This is a genomic window from Amycolatopsis sp. NPDC104863, assembly GCF_055582965.1.
In genome coordinates this window covers 312,149-329,566 of the sequence record NZ_JBVJOW010000004.1, presented here as the reverse complement: position 1 = coordinate 329,566, position 17,418 = coordinate 312,149, and the positions used below count along the sequence as shown (strand labels likewise).

General features: G+C 71.9%; 17 protein-coding genes and 1 other RNA gene. 4 read left to right on the top strand and 14 right to left on the bottom strand.

Annotated features, from left to right (window positions below; genetic code table 11):
• Nucleotides 1–6: 6 nt before the first annotated feature.
• Nucleotides 7–1,029, bottom strand: a complete 1,023-nt coding sequence (locus ACZ63J_RS23095) for a glycosyltransferase family 2 protein (RefSeq protein ID WP_465313104.1) — start codon at nt 1,027–1,029, stop codon at nt 7–9.
• Nucleotides 1,030–1,113: 84 nt separating this feature from the next.
• Here ACZ63J_RS23095 and ACZ63J_RS23090 point away from each other — a divergent pair, with 84 nt between their 5' ends.
• Together ACZ63J_RS23090 and ACZ63J_RS23085 are read left to right on the top strand one after the other, a co-directional pair.
• Nucleotides 1,114–2,211, top strand: a complete 1,098-nt coding sequence (locus tag ACZ63J_RS23090) for a UDP-N-acetylglucosamine 2-epimerase (RefSeq protein ID WP_465403043.1) — start codon at nt 1,114–1,116, stop codon at nt 2,209–2,211.
• A 59-nt stretch (nt 2,212–2,270) separates the two neighbouring features.
• Nucleotides 2,271–2,825 (top strand): glucosaminidase domain-containing protein, encoded by a 555-nt coding sequence (locus ACZ63J_RS23085; protein WP_465403041.1) that lies wholly within the window; start codon nt 2,271–2,273, stop codon nt 2,823–2,825.
• Here the strand turns inward: ACZ63J_RS23085 and ACZ63J_RS23080 are convergent.
• The 3 genes from ACZ63J_RS23080 to ACZ63J_RS23070 are packed head-to-tail and all read right to left on the bottom strand — an operon-like array spanning nt 2,782 to nt 4,194.
• Nucleotides 2,782–3,243 carry a hypothetical protein gene (locus ACZ63J_RS23080; protein ID WP_465403039.1) on the bottom strand — a complete coding sequence of 154 codons (462 nt, stop codon included), beginning with the start codon at nt 3,241–3,243 and terminating at the stop codon, nt 2,782–2,784. The two genes, ACZ63J_RS23085 and ACZ63J_RS23080, sit on opposite strands and share 44 nt — an antisense overlap.
• Nucleotides 3,233–3,829, bottom strand: coding sequence for a recombination mediator RecR (gene recR, locus ACZ63J_RS23075; protein WP_285477257.1), 597 nt, complete (start codon nt 3,827–3,829; stop codon nt 3,233–3,235). Before recR ends, ACZ63J_RS23080 begins: the two co-directional genes overlap by 11 nt.
• Nucleotides 3,830–3,834: 5 nt before the next feature.
• Nucleotides 3,835–4,194, bottom strand: coding sequence for a YbaB/EbfC family nucleoid-associated protein (locus ACZ63J_RS23070; RefSeq protein ID WP_155549341.1), 360 nt, complete (start codon nt 4,192–4,194; stop codon nt 3,835–3,837).
• 78 nt (nt 4,195–4,272) lie between these two features.
• On the opposite strand from ACZ63J_RS23070, the gene ACZ63J_RS23065 reads away from it, so the two are divergent.
• Nucleotides 4,273–5,124, top strand: a complete 852-nt coding sequence (locus ACZ63J_RS23065; protein WP_465403037.1) for an N-acetylmuramoyl-L-alanine amidase — start codon at nt 4,273–4,275, stop codon at nt 5,122–5,124.
• Nucleotides 5,125–5,128: 4 nt separating this feature from the next.
• Here the strand turns inward: ACZ63J_RS23065 and ACZ63J_RS23060 are convergent, their stop codons facing one another.
• Together ACZ63J_RS23060 and ACZ63J_RS23055 are read right to left on the bottom strand one after the other, a co-directional pair.
• A complete protein-coding gene (locus ACZ63J_RS23060; RefSeq protein ID WP_465403035.1) occupies nt 5,129–7,495 on the bottom strand; it encodes a DNA polymerase III subunit gamma and tau in 2,367 nt (788 codons plus the stop codon).
• 97 nt (nt 7,496–7,592) lie between these two features.
• Entirely contained in the window at nt 7,593–9,155 is a 1,563-nt protein-coding gene (locus ACZ63J_RS23055) for an ALF repeat-containing protein (protein WP_465403033.1), read from the bottom strand.
• Between the two features lie 84 nt (nt 9,156–9,239).
• Between ACZ63J_RS23055 and ACZ63J_RS23050 the strand changes: the two genes are divergently transcribed.
• A complete protein-coding gene (locus ACZ63J_RS23050; RefSeq protein WP_465403031.1) occupies nt 9,240–10,091 on the top strand; it encodes a spermidine synthase in 852 nt (283 codons plus the stop codon).
• 206 nt (nt 10,092–10,297) lie between these two features.
• Here ACZ63J_RS23050 and ffs read toward each other — a convergent pair.
• The 8 genes from ffs to ACZ63J_RS23010 all read right to left on the bottom strand — a co-directional run bounded on the left by ffs (nt 10,298) and on the right by ACZ63J_RS23010 (nt 17,212).
• Nucleotides 10,298–10,392: signal recognition particle sRNA small type (gene ffs / locus ACZ63J_RS23045), an RNA gene on the bottom strand.
• A 21-nt stretch (nt 10,393–10,413) separates the two neighbouring features.
• On the bottom strand, nt 10,414–11,013 hold the full coding sequence (locus ACZ63J_RS23040) for a GTP-binding protein (protein ID WP_465313096.1): 600 nt from the start codon (nt 11,011–11,013) through the stop codon (nt 10,414–10,416).
• Entirely contained in the window at nt 10,991–11,338 is a 348-nt protein-coding gene (locus tag ACZ63J_RS23035; protein ID WP_395921209.1) for a DUF742 domain-containing protein, read from the bottom strand. The genes ACZ63J_RS23040 and ACZ63J_RS23035 overlap by 23 nt, the downstream gene beginning before the upstream one ends.
• The gene (locus tag ACZ63J_RS23030; RefSeq protein WP_364378792.1) at nt 11,338–11,772 is read right to left on the bottom strand and encodes a roadblock/LC7 domain-containing protein; all 435 of its coding nucleotides are present in this window, start codon (nt 11,770–11,772) and stop codon (nt 11,338–11,340) included. The genes ACZ63J_RS23035 and ACZ63J_RS23030 overlap by 1 nt, the downstream gene beginning before the upstream one ends.
• Nucleotides 11,769–14,462 (bottom strand): sensor histidine kinase, encoded by a 2,694-nt coding sequence (locus ACZ63J_RS23025; RefSeq protein ID WP_465403029.1) that lies wholly within the window; start codon nt 14,460–14,462, stop codon nt 11,769–11,771. The genes ACZ63J_RS23030 and ACZ63J_RS23025 overlap by 4 nt, the downstream gene beginning before the upstream one ends.
• Before the next feature lie 25 nt (nt 14,463–14,487).
• Nucleotides 14,488–15,276: an ABC transporter ATP-binding protein gene (locus ACZ63J_RS23020; protein WP_465403027.1), complete on the bottom strand. Its 789-nt coding sequence runs from the start codon at nt 15,274–15,276 to the stop codon at nt 14,488–14,490.
• Nucleotides 15,273–16,208, bottom strand: coding sequence for an ABC transporter permease (locus ACZ63J_RS23015; protein ID WP_465333919.1), 936 nt, complete (start codon nt 16,206–16,208; stop codon nt 15,273–15,275). Before ACZ63J_RS23015 ends, ACZ63J_RS23020 begins: the two co-directional genes overlap by 4 nt.
• Nucleotides 16,205–17,212, bottom strand: a complete 1,008-nt coding sequence (locus tag ACZ63J_RS23010; protein WP_465403024.1) for an ABC transporter substrate-binding protein — start codon at nt 17,210–17,212, stop codon at nt 16,205–16,207. Before ACZ63J_RS23010 ends, ACZ63J_RS23015 begins: the two co-directional genes overlap by 4 nt.
• Nucleotides 17,213–17,418: the final 206 nt, after the last annotated feature.

Genomic DNA, 17,418 nt, shown 5'->3' with positions numbered 1-17,418 from the left:
GCGAGCTCATCGATCCCGCCGCCGGCGCGCGCGCAGCGCCATGACGAGCCCGCGGACGGCGCCCGCGCCGAAGCCGGCCCCGAACACCGGCGCGAGCTTCGCGACGGCCTTGGCCTCGGCGTTCGTCGCGCCGAAGCGGGTCACGGCCACGCCCGCCGCGGCCGAGCCGGCGGCCGCGAGCGCCACCGCCGTCTTCGGCTTCTTCAGCGCGAGGCCGAGGCCCAGGACGCCGACGCCGAACGCGGCGAACAGGCCGTTGCGGGCCGGGCCGGGCGAGCCGAGGTAGGAGTCCACGAAGGTCGTCCCGCGGAAGTAGGCCTGGGCGGCGAACTTCTTGAAGCTGTCGCGCCCGTGGTAGGTCGCGGAGAACTCCGGGGCCAGGAAGATGCGGTGCCGCTCGGCGATCCAGCGCAGGACGCCGGTGTCGTCACTGGCGAAGCGGACGTCGTCGAAGAGGGAAACAAAAGCGTCGGAAGCCGCTTCGAGAACGTCACGCGGCGCGGAAAAGAATCCGGTGCCCTTCGGGAACAGGTCGAACTGGTCGATGCCGAAGGACATCAGGCGCGGGTCCGCGCAGTACCGGCGCCAGGGGATCTTCACCAGCCCGGCCATGAACCCGGCGTACGGGTTGTGCTCGGAAGCGACGTTGACGTGCCCGTTCCAGACCGTCCGCTCCGGGTGGTCGACCAGCTGGTCGCGCAGGAAGGTCAGCGAGCCGGTGTCCACCACCACCCGGCTGTCGAGCAGCAGGATCTGGTGGCCCGACGCCTTGGCGATGCCCGCCCGCCGGGCCTCGAAGCGGCCCGAGTTGGCCTGGCTGAGCACGGTGATCCCACGGCGTTCCCGCAGCTCGTCGAGCCGCGAAGGCGTGGCGTCCGTGCTGCCGTCGTCCACGACGACGACCTCGATCGGCCAGTTCGCCTCCTCGGCGGAGGCGAGCAGCGCGCCGACACTGCGTTCGATCCAGTCCTGCTCGTTGTAGACCGGGATCACGACGCTGAGCGAGGGGAGGAGCGGGTTCGCACTCACCGGGCCGAGGCTACCCGGCGGTCTCCGCGGCGGGTCGGCCAGTATCCTTGCGCCACCGCACCCGACCAGAAATGGGCCTTCACGGTGATTTCCTTCATTCTCGGCACCACCGCGGAACTGATCAAGATCGCGCCCGTCTACCACGGGATCCGCGAGCGCGGGATGCGGCCGAAGATCTGGTTCACCGCGCAGCACGTCGACGAGGTCGCGGACGTGCTCGCCGACCTGAACATGCCCGAGCCGGACGTCTGGCTGGTGCCGGAGGACAAGGCGCACAACCTCGAGTCGCCGGCGCAGGTGCCGGGCTGGGCCGCGCAGGTGCTGCGCACCGCGTGGAGCCGCCGCCAGGAGCTGCGCGCCGCGCTCAACGAGGACGGCCGCCCGCCGCTGGTGCTGGTGCACGGCGACACGTTCACCACGCCGTACGGCTCGCTGATCGGCAAGCGGATCCTCAAGTCCCGCGTCGGGCACGTCGAGGCGGGCGCGCGGTCGGGCAGCATCCTCTCGCCGCTGCCGGAGGAGCTGAACCGCAAGATCGCGGCGAAGATCGTCGACATGCACTTCGCGCCGAGCATCCGCGAGGTCAACAACCTGCGCCACGCGCGCGGCGTGGTCGTCGACACCGAGGCGAACACCGCGATCGACGCGATGCGCCTGGCCATCAACGGCCCGCTGGACGTGCCGAACCTGCCGGAGAAGTTCGGCCTCGCCACGCTGCACCGCTTCGAGCTGGTCTCGCGCCCGGACAAGTACCGCGAGGCGCTCGAGATCCTGCGCGAGCAGAGCCGCAAGATGCCGATCCTGTACATGGCCGGCGCGCCGGAGCGCGAGAAGATCCGCGCGCTGGGAATCGGGAACATCTTCGACGACCAGTTCATCGTGCAGCCGAAGATGCGGTACCTGAAGTTCCTCCCGCTGGTGGCGCGCGCGGAGTACGTCGTCACCGACTCGGGTGGTCTGTCGGCGGAGTGCTACTACCTCGGCCTGCCGTGCGCGGTGCACCGCGAGCGCACCGAGACGCCGCAGCACCTGGGCGAGACGGTGGTGCTGACCGAGATGCGCGGCGACAAGCTGCAGAACTTCCTCGACACGTACGAGAACCGGCGTGGTGAGTCCTGGATGGACAAGTACCACCCGTCCGAGATCATCGTGGACACACTGGCGCAGCTCGGCTACTGCTGAGCATCTCTTTGGAGTGACCCCGGTCGCCGCTGGAGCGGCGATCGGGCAGCTTGGCGTCCATGATCCACATCGGACTGGCCGCGCTGCTGGTGGTGACCCCGCCGGTCGACCAGGTGTCGATCCGCGACGCGGCGCTTTCCTCGGGCTACCAGCAGGCGTACGTCGGTTCGGCGGGCCCGATCGCCCAGACGATCCACGCGGCGTACGACATCCCGGCGTCGGTGACGGTGGCGCAGTCGATCCTGGAGTCGAACTGGGGCCGCAGCACACTGTCGACGGTCGAGCGGAACTTCTTCGGCTTCAAGTGCGTGACGCCGACGAGCCCGGGGCCGATCGCGTTGAGGTGTGTGCGGTATCCGACCACGGAGTGCATTCCGTCGCCGTGCCATCCGGTGGACGCGTTTTTCCGCTCGTACGCGACGGTTTCCGACTCGTTCCGTGATTACGGGCGGTTGTTGACGACGTCGTCGAACTACGCGGCGGCGTTGCCGGTGCGGAGCGACCCGGACGCGTTCATCCGGGCGGTGGCGCGGAAGTACGCCACCGACCCGGAGTACGCGAACAAGGTGATCAGGCTGATGGACCTCTACGACCTGAGACGCTTCGACCGGTGAGCTCCGCCAGTTTCGCGAAGAACTCGGCCGCACCCGCTTCGAGCGCGGAAAGCAGCTTCTCTTCCCCGGTGACCGCGGTCTCGCGGTACGGCCCGCCCGCCACGGTGATCCGGACGAGCCCCGGCGGGACCGGCTCGAGCGTGATGCTCGCCGGTTGGTCGGGGAACGGCACCTCGGCGTGCCCGCGCTCGCGGTAGCGAGCCACCAGCTCGGCCACGGAACCCCACAGCCCCTCGATCTCCGACTCCCAGTTCGGGCCGAAGAGGGCGACCTGCCCGACGGACAGCTCGATCACGCCGGTCAGATCGTCGCCGTACCGCACCTGGGGCAGCTCGGCGCAGTCCCGGATGTCGACGTACCGCCGCTCTACGGCCAGCAGCGTCCGGACCGGCCCGACCGGCAGCCCGTCAAAGGACACGACGGCCCGAGAGCGCGCGGCCCAGGGTGAGCTCGTCCGCGAACTCCAGGTCACCGCCCATCGGCAGCCCCGACGCCAACCGCGTCACGCTCAGGCCCGGGAAGTCCCTCAGCATCCGCACCAGGTACGTCGCCGTCGCTTCGCCCTCGGTGTTGGGGTCCGTCGCGATGATGATCTCGCTGATGTCCGCCTCGCCGATGCGCTTGAGCAGCTCGCGCATGCGCAACTGCTCCGGGCCGATGCCCGACAGCGGGTCGAGCGCGCCGCCCAGGACGTGGTAGCGGCCCTTGAACTCGCGGGTGCGCTCGACCGCCAGGACGTCCTTCGGCTCCTCGACCACGCAAATCACCGTGAGGTCGCGGCGCTCGTCGCGGCAGATGCGGCACTTCTGCTGCTCCGAGACGTTGCCGCAGACCTCGCAGAACTGCACGCCCTCCTTGACCTTGCCGAGCACGTCCTGCAGCCGCGCGATGTCGGCCGGGTCGGTGGCCAGCAGGTGGAACGCGATCCGCTGGGCGCTCTTCGGTCCGACCCCGGGCAGCCGCCCGAGCTCGTCGATCAGGTCCTGGACGACACCTTCGTACAAGTTCGTCAGCCGCCGAAGCCGAGGGCGCCGAGGTCGGGCATGCCGCCACCGCCGCCGAGACCGCCGGCCAGCGGGCCGAGCTTCTGCTCGGTGAGCTTCTGCGCGCTCGCCGACGCGTCGCGGACCGCCGCCACGATCAGGTCGGACAGCGTCTCGACGTCGTCCGGGTCGACCACCTTCGGGTCGATCTGCAGGCTCTTCAGCTGGCTGTCACCGGAGACGGTCGCGGTGACCAGCCCGCCGCCGGCCGTGCCGGTGACCTCGGTGTTGGCGAGCTCCTCCTGGGCCTCGACGAGCTTCTGCTGCATCTGCTGGGCCTGCTGCATCAGCTGGGAAATGTCGAAGCCGCCGCCGGGTTGCACCATGATCGCACTCGGTCCTCTCTGCACGCCTGTGTCCCCACCAGGGTAGTCGCGCCCCGGCCGGGCCCGGGTTGTGGCACCGTGGTCGCCGTGCGACGCGCGATTGTCCCCCTGCTGCTGGCCGGTGCCCTGCTGCTCAGTGGCTGTCAGGAAGAAGCCCCGGCGGCTCCGGCCCCCGTGGTCACCCGGACGGTCACGCCGGCCCCGACGACGGTGACCTCCGCGCCACCGCCGCCGACCTCGCCGTCGTCTTCGGCGCCCGCGCCGCCGCCGCCGGTCGCGGGCGGGAAGGTCGTCGTCCTCGACCCGGGCCACAACGGCGGAAACGGCTCCCACCCCGCGGAGATCAACCGGCTGGTGCCCGCCGGGCGCGGGCAGACCAAGCCGTGCAACACGACCGGGACGTCGACCAACGCCGGGTACGCCGAGCACGCGTTCACCTGGGACGTCGCCCAGCGCGTCGGGCAGGCGTTGGCGGCCAAGGGAATCCGCGTCGTCTACACCCGGCCGAACGACACCGGCGTCGGCCCGTGTGTCGACAAGCGGGCCGAGATCGGCAACACCGCCAACGCGGACGCCGTCGTCTCGATCCACGCCGACGGCTCGAACTCACCGGGCGCGAACGGCTTCCACGTCGCGTATTCGTCACCGCCGCTGAACGCGGCCCAGGGCGCGCCGTCGACGCGGCTGGCCCAGACGCTGCGCGACACGATGCGCAGCGGCGGCTTCAGCACGTCGAACTACATCGGCGGCAACGGCTTGTCGGCGCGCTCGGACCTCGGTGGCCTGAACCTCTCGACGCGCCCGATCGCGCTGGTGGAGTGCGGAAACATGCGCAACGCGGCCGAAGCGGCCCGGATGACGAGCGAGGAAGGCCGTCAGCAGTTCGCTTCGGCCATCGCCGCGGCGATCGAGGCCTACCTGGCCGGCTGACGGTTCAGTCCAGCGGGCGGGCGCCGAGGTGGTCCGAGATCAGCTTGCGGGCCAGCTCGTCCGGGTCCTGGTCCGGCGGGGGCGGAGGTGGCGGCGGGGCCGGGCTGGCGTCCTCGTTGTAGAGGTCTTCGTCGTCCTCGTCGGACGGCTCCGGCGGCAGCGGGATGTCCGGCTCGGCCGTGGTGACCTTGGGCCGCGCGGGCGGCGCGGGCGGTGGCGCGGGCCGGGACGGCGGCGCGGGGGTGCTGGCGGGCGCGGCCGCCGACTGGCGTGTGAACGACCGCTCCGGCGCGGGCGCGGCCTGCTGCGGACGCGCGGCGGGCGCGGCCGGGGCGTTGCCGTGGACGCAGCGGACCTGCCACTCGCCGCCCAGGACGTCGGTCAGCGCGCCGGCGATCTTGCGGGCGTTGTCCTGGTCGGACAGGCGGCGCGAGAGCGGCTCGGACTTGTGGGTCAGCGTGACGGCGTGGCCCTCGACGGTCGCCACCGTGGCCTGGGTCAGCATCGCTTCGAGGCTGCGGCCGCCGGTGAACTTGCGCAGGGCGGTCATGAGCTGCGGCCAGATGTTCCGGATCCCGGCGGCGTCCATGCCGCCGGACGCGGCGGGCGCCGGGGCTTCCTCGGCGGGGGCGGCTGCGGGGGTGCCGCCGCCCGGGGTGCGCGGGGTGCCCCAGCCGCTATCGGCGGACTCGGCGGAGGCTGCGGCCGGGGCGGGCGTGCCGCCACCGGGGGTGCGCGGAGTGCCCCAACCGCCATCGCCGGACTGGGTGGAGGCCGCGGCCGGGGCAGGCGTGCCGCCACCGGAAGTGCGCTGGGCGCCCCTACCGCCATCGCCGGACTCGGCGGGGGTGCCGCCGCCCGGGGTGCGCGGGGTGCCCCAACCACCGTCGCCGGACTGAGCCGGGGCGCCGCCTGAAGCTGCCGGGGTCGTGGCGGGGGTGCCGCCGCCCGGAGTACGGGGAGCTCCCCAACCGCCGTCACCGGACTGGGCAGGAGCGGGCGTGCGCGAGCCACCGTCGGCGGGCTGAGCGGAAGCACCAGCCGGCGCCACCGCAGTCGCGCCACCCGGGGCTGCCTGCGGCGGTTCCGGCACCGCAACCGGCGCCGGCCCGGCCGAAGCCGCGCGCTGCGAAGGCCGGGAAAACTCCTTCTCCGGCGCCGCCCGCACCGGCGGCTCGACACCGCCCTCGGCCGGTGCGCCACCGCCGCCCGCCAACGTCGCTCGACGCTCGAGCCGCTCGATCCGGGCCAGCAGCGCCTTTTCCGCCTCCGTCACCGACGGCAGCAGCATCCGCGCGGACAGCAGTTCCAGCACCAGCCGCGGCGAGGTCGCGCCGCGCATCTCCAGGAGTCCATTGTGGACGATATCCGCGTAGCGCGAGAGCGTGGCCAGGCCGACTCGCTCGGCCTGCGCGATCATCCGCGTCAGCTCTTCCTCCGGCGCCGACACCAAGCCACCCGCGGACTCCGGCACCGCGCGCAGCAGCACCAGGTCACGCAGGCGGTCGAGCAGGTCGGTGGCGAACCGGCGCGGGTCGTGCCCGGCTTCGGTGACCTTCTCGACCGTGCCGAACACCGTGCCGGCGTCGTCGGTCGAGAGCGCGTCGACCATGTCGTCGATCAGCGCGACGTCGGTGACGCCCAGCAGCGACACCGCGCGGCTGTACGAAACACCGTCCGGCCCGGCGCCGGCGAGCAGCTGGTCGAGCACCGACTGCGTGTCACGCGCCGAACCGCCACCCGCGCGGATGACCAGCGGGTACACCGCGGGCTCGACCTCGACACCCTCGGCAGCGACGTTGCTTTCCAGCAGCGTCCGCATCGCGCCCGGCGGGATCAGCCGGAACGGGTAGTGGTGCGTGCGCGAGCGGATGGTGGTCAGCACCTTGTCCGGCTCGGTGGTCGCGAAGATGAAGATGACGTGCTCTGGCGGCTCTTCCACGATCTTCAGCAGGGCGTTGAAGCCCTGCGTGGTGACCATGTGCGCCTCGTCGATGATGAACACGCGGTACCGCGACTCGGCCGGCGCGTAGAACGCCTTGTCACGCAGCTCGCGGGCGTCGTCGACACCACCGTGGCTGGCCGCGTCGAGCTCCGTGACGTCGACGCTGCCGGAGCCCTCCGGCGCGAGCGCCTTGCACGAGTTGCACTCGCCGCACGGGTCCGGCGTCGGCCCCTTCACGCAGTTCAGCGAGCGCGCCATGATGCGCGCGCTCGACGTCTTCCCGCAGCCGCGCGGGCCGGAGAAGAGGTAGGCGTGGTTGATCCGCCCGGCGGCCAACGCCGTGCGGAGGGGTTCGGTCACATGCTCCTGCCCGACGACCTCGGCGAAGGTTGCCGGACGGTACTTGCGGTACAGCGCGAGAGCCACGCCAGTGAATCTACCGCGACGCGAAGCGTCTCCGTTGAGGGCGGTGGTGGGGGCATGGATGGAGTACCGGGCACCACCGACAACCTTCGCCCTGCGGTCAAGAGGTCAGGGCGTTCACCTCGGCGACCAGAGCGTTCACCTTCGTGACGTGCTGGGTGGTGAAGGCGTCCCGCGCCCGCGCCTTGCCCAGCTCACCGTCGAGGTACGGCTGCAGGCCCGACCGCGGGCCGTCGAGCACGCCCTGCGCGACGGCGTTGACCTCGGGACCGTCCGACAGCGTCCGCGTCACGTAGATGTCCAGGTCGACCAGGTGCGCGTCGTACTGGCCGTGCGCCAGGAACTCGCGGACGTCGGCGACGGTGCCGTCGAGCGCCTTCTGCGCCCACGACTTCGTCGCCGGGCCACCGGCCGCCAGGATCTGGTTGACCTCGACGCGGTCGTCGGCGTCGCGGCCCGGGTAGTCCCCGGTGCGCAGCAGCGCGGCGACCCCGGCGTACGGCCCGGCGAGCGCGTCACGGGCGGCCTGGCGCAGGCCCGGGCGGGCCTTCGGGTCGGCCGCGATCGCCGAGACGGCGGCCCGGTCGTCCGACTCCTGCGCGACGGCGAGCCCGCTGTGCACGAAGGTGACGACGTCGTCGTCCGAACCGCTCAGCGCGACGCGGGCGGCGTCCTTGACCGCGGCGCCGCCGTTGTGGAGCAGGTAGACCGACGCGCGGCGGCCGTTCGGCACGGTCAGCGCCGGGTCGGCCGCGTCGGTGAGCAGCTTGTCGTTGTCGGTCTTGGCCTGCGCGGCGCGAGCCGCCGCGTCGCGGGCCTGCTGCTGCGCGGCCGCTTCGGCGCCGGCCGCCGCCTGGCCGTCCTGCCGGCCCTGGTGCTGCTGGGTGGCCAGCCGGTCGGTGTTCGCCTTCCGCGCGTCCGACGCGATCGCCGTGGCGCGGCTCTTCGCGAGCCGGACGCCGAGGGCGCTGTGCTTGGCCGCGGCCGCCTTGCCGTAGTCGAGCTGGGCCTGGACCGCGGTGACCTCGGCGTCGCCGTCCGCGGCGACCTTCTTCCACAGGTTCAGGAAGTACCGGATGTCGGCCGGGCCGCCGTCGAGCGCCGTCTGCGCGGCCGCCTTGACCTCGGGGCCGCCGGCGGACATGGCCTGGGCGGCCAAGACCCGCTCGTCGACGTCGCGAGCCAGCTGCAGACCGGTCTCGAGGAACGCCCGGACGTCGGCGGCTGTGCCGTCGAGCGCCTTCTGGGCGCGCTCGTTGACGGTCGGGCCGCCGGTGCTCATGGCCTGGCCGACGGCGATCCGGTCGTCCGCGACCCGGGCCTGCGGGAGGCCGTGGGCGAGGAACTCCCGGACGTCGGTGATGGTGCCGCTGAGCGCCTGCTGAGCGGCGCGCGTGGTGACCGGGCCGCCGGTGGACAGGGCCTGGGTGACGAGGACCCGGTCGTCGTCGTCCTTGGCCTGGAACTGCCCGGTGGCCAGGAAGGCCTGCAGGTCGGCGGGTGTGCCGAGCAACGCCGTTTCCGCTGCTCTCGCGACGCCGGGCCCGCCGGACTCCAGCAGCGAGACGGCCTGGGCCCGGTCGGGCAGGACGTCCGCGGCCGCCGGCGTCACGAAGACCCCGGCGGCGAGTGCCGCGGCGACGATTACTGCGTTTGCACGCAAGGAAAACCCCCTCGATCGTTGATCTTTCCGCTCCTCTATCGGCGCGGCGGGCGGAATGTTTCCGACCCGCTAGGCTCGGTCGTCGTGGGTCGAACGCGGAAGGCCGAACCGGTGCCCGGGCGGTACCCGGTGCGCTTCGGGACGGCCGAGCTGCTCCGGGACGTCGACCGGGGCAACGCGTGGCTGCTGTCGGTGGAGGGGGTCGCGCAGTCGTACGTCGACCTCGACGACCCGGCCAACCTGGAGTTCGACTACGTCCGCCGCTTCGGCGACGTGGTCGACCAGCTGCCACCGGGTCCGCTGGACGCGTTGCACATCGGCGGCGCGGCCTGCACGCTCCCGCGGTACGTGGCGGCGACGCACCCGGGGTCGCGGCAGCTGGTGTTCGACGCCGACGGTGAGCTGGTCGAGCTGGTCCGCACCCAGCTGGGCCTGCGGGTGCCGGGCCTGCGCGTCCGCGTGACCGACGGCCGGGCGGGGTTGGCGACGCGCCGCGAGGATTCGGCGGACCTGGTGGTGGTCGACGCGTTCGAGCGCGCGACCCTGGCGGGCGGCCTGGCGTCCCTGGAGGCGACGCGCGCGATCGCGACGATCCTGCGCACCCCGGGCGTGTACCTGACCAACATCACGGACGGCTCGGGCCTGCCGTTCGCCCGCCGCTTCCTGGCGACGCTGCGGGAGGTGTTCCCGGAGGTGATGGTCCTGGCCGACCCGGCGGTGCTGAAGGGCCGCCGCTTCGGCAACCTGGTCCTGGCGGCCTCGGCGACCGAACTCCCCACGGCGGCGATCGCGGCCCGCACGGCCTCGGCGGCGTTCCCGGCGAGGTGCGTCTACGGCGCGGAGCTGGTGAAGCTGACAGGCCGGGCGAAGCCGATCACGGACGAGGACACGCCACCGTCGCCGCAGCCGCCGGACGACATGCTGGGGATCTTCTAAAGATGTCGTGAGTGGTAATTCGGGTTAGAACCCTACTTACCACTCACGACAGCCGCGGCAGCCCACCCAACCAGCGCTGAAAGGGCCGCGGCAGAGCTCCCAGGCCGCACGAGAGGCACCGTGGGGGTCCGGGGGCTCGGCCCCCGGGCAAAAGGACGAAGTGAAGGCCCGGCAAAGGGGCGAAGCCCCGAGAGCCGGAGCCAGAACGAAGGGGACCCCGCGCACCCGTCAGAGCCTGCTTATCCTTGCTGCCTTCCGGCCCTGGGGAAGTTCACAGGGTGGACGCCGCGCGGGGTCCGTGGATCAGTGTAGCGGGCCCGGCCTATGCCCCCGCGCCCGCCTGGGCACGAGCCCGCTTGAACGTGTTCCGCAGCACCGCCAGCAGCGCGTCGCGCACCGACAGCTTCTGCCGCGCGTCGAACGTGATCAGCGGGACGTCGTCACTCACCGCGAGGGCCCAGCGGACGTCCTCGAGGTTGTGGCCCAGGGACCCGTCGAACATGTTCACCGCCACCACGAACGGCAGGCCCGCGTTCTCGAAGTAGTCGACCGCCGGGTAGCAGTCGTCCATGCGGCGGGTGTCGACGATCACCAGCGCGCCGAGCGCGCCGTGGACCAGGTCCTGCCACATGAAGCCGAAGCGGTCCTGGCCGGGGGTGCCGAACAGGTACAGCTTGACCTCGTCGTCGATCGTGATGCAGCCGAAGTCGAGGGCGACCGTCGTGGTGGTCTTGGCCGGGACGTGGCCCGTGCGGTCCACCGACGCCGCCACCGACGTGATCGCCGCTTCGGTCGTCAACGGCTTGATCTCCGAAATGGCGCCGACGGCCGTCGTCTTGCCGACGCCGAAGCCGCCCGCGATGACGATCTTGACCGGGGCCGGTGGCCGGGCGCCCGGTTCAGTGAATGGCTTCGAGTCCACGAATGACCCTTTCGATCATGCCGAGGTCTTGCGAGTTGTGGTTCGCCGGCCGCCGGACGACGACGTAGCCGAGCTCGGCGAGGTCGGCCACCAGGACGCGGGCGACACCGATGTGCAGGCCGAGCATGGCGGCCACCTCGGCGACCGACATGGTGCTCCGGCACAGGGAAACGATTTCCTGGCGTTCGAAGGTGAGCTTCGGGTGGGACGCCGCACCCAGCCGGGACGTCATCACCTGGGCCTCGATCTCGAGGCTCTGGTCCACCGGCTGGGCCCGCCCCGAGGTCATCAGGTACGGCCGCAGGAGCGAAGGTTCCTCCGTCATCACGAACCTACGGTGTTCTTGAGCTCCTCGATCAGGCCGGGCGTCAGGACCTCGGTGGCGCGGTTGGCGAACATCGCCATCTCGTAGGCGATCGTGCCGAGGCTGGCCTGCTTGTTGGCGAGGACGCCGAGCGAGCAGCCGATGCTGATGGTGCAGACCAGCAGGTAGCCGTGCTCCAGTTCGATGATCACCTTGTCGGGCGAGCCGAGCGGGTGGCTCTCGGAGACGCCGTGGGCGAGGCCGAGCATGGCGGAGGAGATCGCGGCGAGGCGGTCGGCGTTGGAGCGCTCGAGCTCCGAGGACACCGCGATCAGCAAGCCGTCGGCGGAAACCGCGATGGCGGCGATCGCGCCCGCGGTGTGCTGGGCGAAGCGGCTCACCAGCCAGTTGAAGTTCTGGGCCTCGACGCTGACGCCTGCTGCGGGGATGCTCATTTCCTGCTCTCTTCTCCTCGTTCCATCACACGACCGGCGACCACGCCATGCGGCGGGCTGTCTGCCGTAACCACGTCCTCCGCCTTGGCCAGGCCGGCGGCGAACGAGTCGAACGCCGCCCGCTCGGCCGCCGGGTCGCGCCGGGCGCGGCTGACGACGGCTCGGGCGACCGGCCGCCCGGCGGGCTGCTGCCGCAGGCCGGGGGCGAGCTGGGCGCCGGGGACGCGGCGGACCAGGCCGTCACGCGACGGCGGTTCGGGGACGGCCGCGGCCGGGACGCGCACCGGCAGCGACACGGGCTCGGTCACGACGGTCGGCGGCGCGGACGGCGGGTCGGTCTCCATCGCGCCGACCTCGGCGGCCTTCGCGAAGGCGCTCTGGAAGCCGTCCATGGCGGCCTTGGTCGCGTCCGGGTCGTGCCGCGGGCCGTCGGCCACCGGCGCGGTGGTGCCCGGGCTGGGCAGCTGGGCGCCGCGGACGCGCCGGCGGAGGCCACCGCGGGACTCGGCCTCCGAAGAAGACTCCGGGGCCCCGGAAAGGACCGTCGCCTTGACGTCGGGTTCGGCGTCGGGCCAGACCGGCTCCAGCTGGTTGAACCAGCGGAACCCGTTGCCCTGAATGGTGCCGAGCAGCGCCGGGATCGCCGGCATCGGCAGCTCGGCCGGCGCCGCGACCGGGCGAAGCTCGTCCAAAGTGGACACCGAGGCGGCGACCGCCACGGCTTCCGCGGGACGCGGCTGGGGTGCGGCCTGGGCCGGGATCACCGGCGTCGGAGTGGTCTTCAGGAGCCCGCCGCGGTGGCTGAACAGCGACGGCGGGATCGTCAGCCGCGCGGTCACGCCGCCGGTCGGGGTCGCGAGCAGCTCGACGGCCAGGTCGTGGCGCCGCGCCAGGCGGCCGACCACGAACAGGCCGAGCACGCTGGTGGGCGCCAGCTCAAGGCGTTCGCGCTCGACGAGCCGCCGGTTCTCGTCGGCCATCTTCTCGGCGGTCATGCCGATGCCGTGGTCGACCATGTTCACCAGGCAGGAGCCGTCGGTGAGGAACATCGTGTCCACCTCGACCAGCGAGCCGGGCGGCGAGAACGACGTCGCGTTCTCCAGCAGCTCCGCGAACACGAGCACCAGGTCGGCGCCGAGGGCCGACGACAGCAGGATCTCCGCGACGACGCCGAGCTTGACGCGCTGGTAGTCCTCGATCTCGGCGAGCGCCGAGCGCAGGGCGGTGGACAGCTCGATCGGGCCGGCGATGCGCGTCTCGTCGCGGGTGCCGGACACCACGAGCAGGTTGTCGGCGTTGCGGCGCAGGCGGGTGGAGAGGTGGTCGAGCCGGTAGAGGCTGGCCAGCAGACGGGTGTCCTGCTCGTTGCGCTCGACCTCGTCGATCAGCGCGAGCTGGCGGCCGACGAGGTTCTGCGTGCGCTTCGCGACGTTCGCGAACATCAGGCTGGTGTTGCGCCGGGTGAGCGCCTGCCGCTCGACCAGCTCGGCCGCGGTGGTCTGGACCCGGTTGAACGCCGCGGCCAGCTTGCCCAGCTCGTCGCTCGAGACGACGTCGATGGTGGCCAGCCGCGGGATCTGCTCCTCGGCCTCTTCGGTGTCGGTCACGCGGACGAGCTCGGTGCCGGCGAGGTCGGCGACCGACGTCGCGGCGGTGGTCAGCCGGCGCAGCGGCCGGGCGATCGACCGCGACACCGCGACGGCGAGGAAGGCGACGAGCAGGAACAGCAGGCCCGCGCCGGCGCCGACCAGCCACGCGAGCCGCGTGCCCGCGTCGGCACGGCCGTTCGCGGCGGCGGCGATCTCGCCGGTGACCCGCTCCTGGACCAGCTTGCGTTGCGCCGCCTGGCTTTCCGACGCGGCGAGGACGTCGGCGACGTACTGGGTCCGCGCGCCGGTGTCACGCGGGTTGCCGACCACGCCGGCGAGGTCGTCGATCCGGCGGCCCGCCTCGCTCTGCTCGACGTTGACGACCAGCGCGGACTGCTCGCTGCCGGCCTGCTGGACGAACCGGTCGGTGAAGATCGGCGCCTGCTGGGTCGCGTCGTCCAGGATGGACCGGCCGGCCTCCGGCGCCACCGCCGTCACGATCAACGCCATGCCGCGCAACGAGTTCTCCTCGTTCGCGCGCAGCAGCGCCTCCAGCGCGGTCAGCTCCCGGGTGCCCTCGGCGTCACTGGTCAGCTGCGGGACGAGCCGCAGCGCGTCGATGACCGCGCCGATCACGGCGTGGTAGGTGCGGGCGACGCTGTCGAGCGCGACCCCGCGGCGTTCGGCGTTCTGCCGCAGCTCGGCGAGCGAGCCGATCCGGGTCAGGGCCGCGGAAAGCTCGTCGGGCGCGTCGGCGCCGAGGGACGACCGGACGTTCTCGACCGCCGAGTCGACCGTCTTCCGCTGCTGGAGCATCTGGTCGGCCGGCAGTGACGGCGACGCGACGAACGCGCCGGTCAGCAGCCGTTCCCGCTGCAGCTGGGAGACCAGCCCGCCGAGCTGCTGGGTGTGCCGCGCCACGGTCGCCGACTGTGTCGCGGCCATGGCGCTGTTCGCCTGGGTCAGCACGAACGGCACCGACACGAGCACCACCGCGGCCAGCGGCGGCAGGAGCAGCAGGTTCAGCTTGCCGCGAATGCCGAGCCGGGCGAGGATTCCCCCGCCGCCGGCCCGTTTCGCGGTCGCCTTGCCGTGCCTCATCCCGCCACCATCCCGTCTTCCGTTCTCACGAACCCGCGGCCACCCGGTTGACGTGACCGCGGTGCTGCTCGCGGACCAGGTCCTCGATCCGGGCGCGCAGCGCGAGGAACCGCGGTTCGCGCTTCACCGCCAGGCCGCGCTCGGCGGGCAGCGTCACCTCGACGTCGGCGGCGATGCGGCCCGGGTCGGAGGCGAGCACCACCACCCGGCCGCCCAGGAACACCGCTTCCTCGACGTCGTGGGTGACCATCAGCACCGTGGTGCCGGTGTCGGCCCACACCTGGCGGATGAGCACCTGCATATCCTCTTTGGTCTGGACGTCCAGCGCGCCGAAGGGTTCGTCCAGCAGCAGGACTTCCGGTTCGCACGCCAGCGCCCGCGCGATCGCGACGCGCTGCTTCTGCCCGCCGGAAAGCTGTTTCGGCAGCGACCGGCGCACGGCGTCGAGCCCGGTCTCGGCGAGGTACCAGTCCACGCGCTTGGCGCGCTCGGCCGCGTCGATCGGCAGCAGCTCGAGTCCGAACGCGACGTTCTTCTCGACGGTGCGCCACGGGTAGAGCGCGCCGTGCTGGAAGACGAGCCCGCGGTCCGGGCCGGGCCCGGTCACCGGGGCGCCGTCGAGCACGATCTCGCCTTCGGTCGGCGTGCTCAGCCCGGCCACCAGCGAAAGCAGCGTCGACTTGCCCGAGCCGCTCGCCCCGACGACGCAGACGAACTCGCCGCGCAGCACTTCGAGGTCGACCCCGTCGAGGGCGCGCGTCACCTTGCCGCGGACGGTGTAGTCCTTGGCGACGCCCCGCAGTTCCAGCGTCATGCCGCCCACTTCCCGACCTGCGTGCGCAGCAGGCGCAGCAGGACGTCGATGGTGAGACCGGCGATCCCGATGACCACCAGCACCGCGAAGATCTTGTCGGTCTGCAGGAACCGCTGCGCGCGAACGATCCGGTAGCCGAGGCCGGCCTGGGAGTTGATCAGCTCGGCGACCACGACGAAGTTCCACGCCGCGGCGGCGTTGACGCGGACCGCGTCGATCATGCCCGGCAGCGAGTGCGGCACGACGATCTTGCGCAGCACCTCGCCCCGGCGCGCGCCGAGGGTGTAGGAGACGTCGAGGAGCGCGCTCGGCACCGCCCGCACGACGTCGGCGGTCATCAGCGTGTTGAAGAAGACCGTGCCGATGAAGAGGATCGCGATCTTCGACGGCTCGCCGAGGCCCAGCCAGATGATCAGCAGCGGGATGAACGCGCTCGCCGGCAGGTAGCGCAGCAGGCCGATCAGCGGCTCGAAGAACGCCTGGCCCGCGGTGAAGGTGCCCATCAGGACGCCGAGCGGCACCGAGACGAGCACCGCGAGCCCGAAGCCTTCGAGCACCCGCTGGGTCGTCGCCCAGAGGTCGTCGAACAGCTCGCCGGTGCCGGCCATGTCCAGCCCGGCCTTGAGCACCGCGGCCGGCGACGGCAGGAACGTCGAGTCGACGACCCCGCTGACGCTCAGCACGACCCAGGCGAGGAACGGGATCGCGAACGACAGCACGGCCAGCGTCCAGCGGGCCGACGACGAGATCGGCGTGCGCAGGGAGAACAGCGGCGACCGGGCCTTCGGCGTGGCCCGCCGCGGCAGCGCCGACCAGGCCGGGCGGCCCCGGCCGGCGTGGGTGTCGTCGGCGAGCCGCTGCTCGGCCTCCAGCTCCTCGGCCGCGCGTTCGTCGGCCGGGGCGCCCGCGGTGCGCTGGGTCGGACCCGTCACTGCGGTGCGGCCTTCACGAACTGGTCGTCGAACAGCCCGTCGAGCGACGGCCGCTGCTGGGCGAGCCCGGTGTTCACGATGAAGTCGATGATCTTGTTCGCGGAGAAGTCCAGGTGCTGGGCGGTGACGCCCGGGGTGAACGCGTCGAGGTTCTGCTGGCGCGTGAAGATCGTGGTGCCGGCGTCGTAGGTCTTGTACTCGGCGTCGCTGACCCCGCCGCGCTTGGCCATGATCTGCACGGCGGCGTCCTTGTTGTTCTTGATCCAGGTCAGCGTCTCGAACCAGGTGTTGACGAGCGCCTGCACGTCCTTCGGGTGGTCCTTGACCAGCTTCTGCGACGTGACGAGGTGGTCCGGGATGGCGCCGGGGAACTCGGCGGACGACGAGATCGCGCGGCTGCCCTGGCGCTCGAGGGCCTTGGTGGTGAACGGCGCGAACGCGCCCACCGCGTCGACCTGGCCGGCGACGAACGCGGCCGCGGCGGCGTCGGTCGGCAGGTTGACGAGCTCGATGTCCTTTTCGGTCAGCTTCGCCTCCTGCAGCGCGAGCAGCAGCAGGTAGTGGTCGACCGTGCCCTGCTCGACGGCGACCTTCTTGCCCTTGAGGTCGGCGACGGCGTTGATCCCGTCCCGCGCGATGATCTTGTCGTTGCCGGTGGAGTTGTCGTTCACCAGCACGATCGACAGCTTGGCGCCGCCGGAGGCCGAGGAGAGCGTGTCGTTGAGGGTCTGGCTGTTCGCGTCGATCGCCCCGCTCGACAACGCGTTGATGCTGTCGGTGTAGTTGTCGAACCACTTGAGGTCGACGTCCACGCCGTTCTTCGCGAACAGGCCCTTTTCCTGTGCCACCTGCCAGGGGAACCAGCCCGGCCAGGCGCTGAACCCGAGGGTGATCTTGCCGCCGCCACCGGCGGCGGTGCTGTCGCTGCACCCCGAAAGCGCGGTGACCCCGGCAAGGGTCAGCAGAGTCAGGAACACCGTCAGCCGACGGGGACGGGAAGTCACAGCGAAACTCCAAAAGGCGGGGGAAGTGGAGTGTTGCGGCGCCGAAAGCGCACAGTCATCGCTGCTCTCTTCCAGACGCACCTGATCGGGTCACGGATGAGCAAAAGCGGACAGGGATCACCCACACCCAGTGAGATCCGGTGCCTCAGCGGACCGGACCAGCCACCCCTTGTCCCTCACCCGGCGGAGAGCCTAGCGAGGAGCAC

Coding starts and splice junctions, on each gene's coding strand:
- ACZ63J_RS23085 (WP_465403041.1), top strand. CDS start 2,271: ATGATCCACATCGGACTGGCCGCGCTGCTGGTGGTGACCCCGCCGGTC.
- ACZ63J_RS23070 (WP_155549341.1), bottom strand. CDS start 4,194: ATGGTGCAACCCGGCGGCGGCTTCGACATTTCCCAGCTGATGCAGCAG.
- ACZ63J_RS23035 (WP_395921209.1), bottom strand. CDS start 11,338: ATGACGGAGGAACCTTCGCTCCTGCGGCCGTACCTGATGACCTCGGGG.
- ACZ63J_RS23030 (WP_364378792.1), bottom strand. CDS start 11,772: ATGAGCATCCCCGCAGCAGGCGTCAGCGTCGAGGCCCAGAACTTCAAC.
- ACZ63J_RS23025 (WP_465403029.1), bottom strand. CDS start 14,462: ATGAGGCACGGCAAGGCGACCGCGAAACGGGCCGGCGGCGGGGGAATC.
- ACZ63J_RS23020 (WP_465403027.1), bottom strand. CDS start 15,276: ATGACGCTGGAACTGCGGGGCGTCGCCAAGGACTACACCGTCCGCGGC.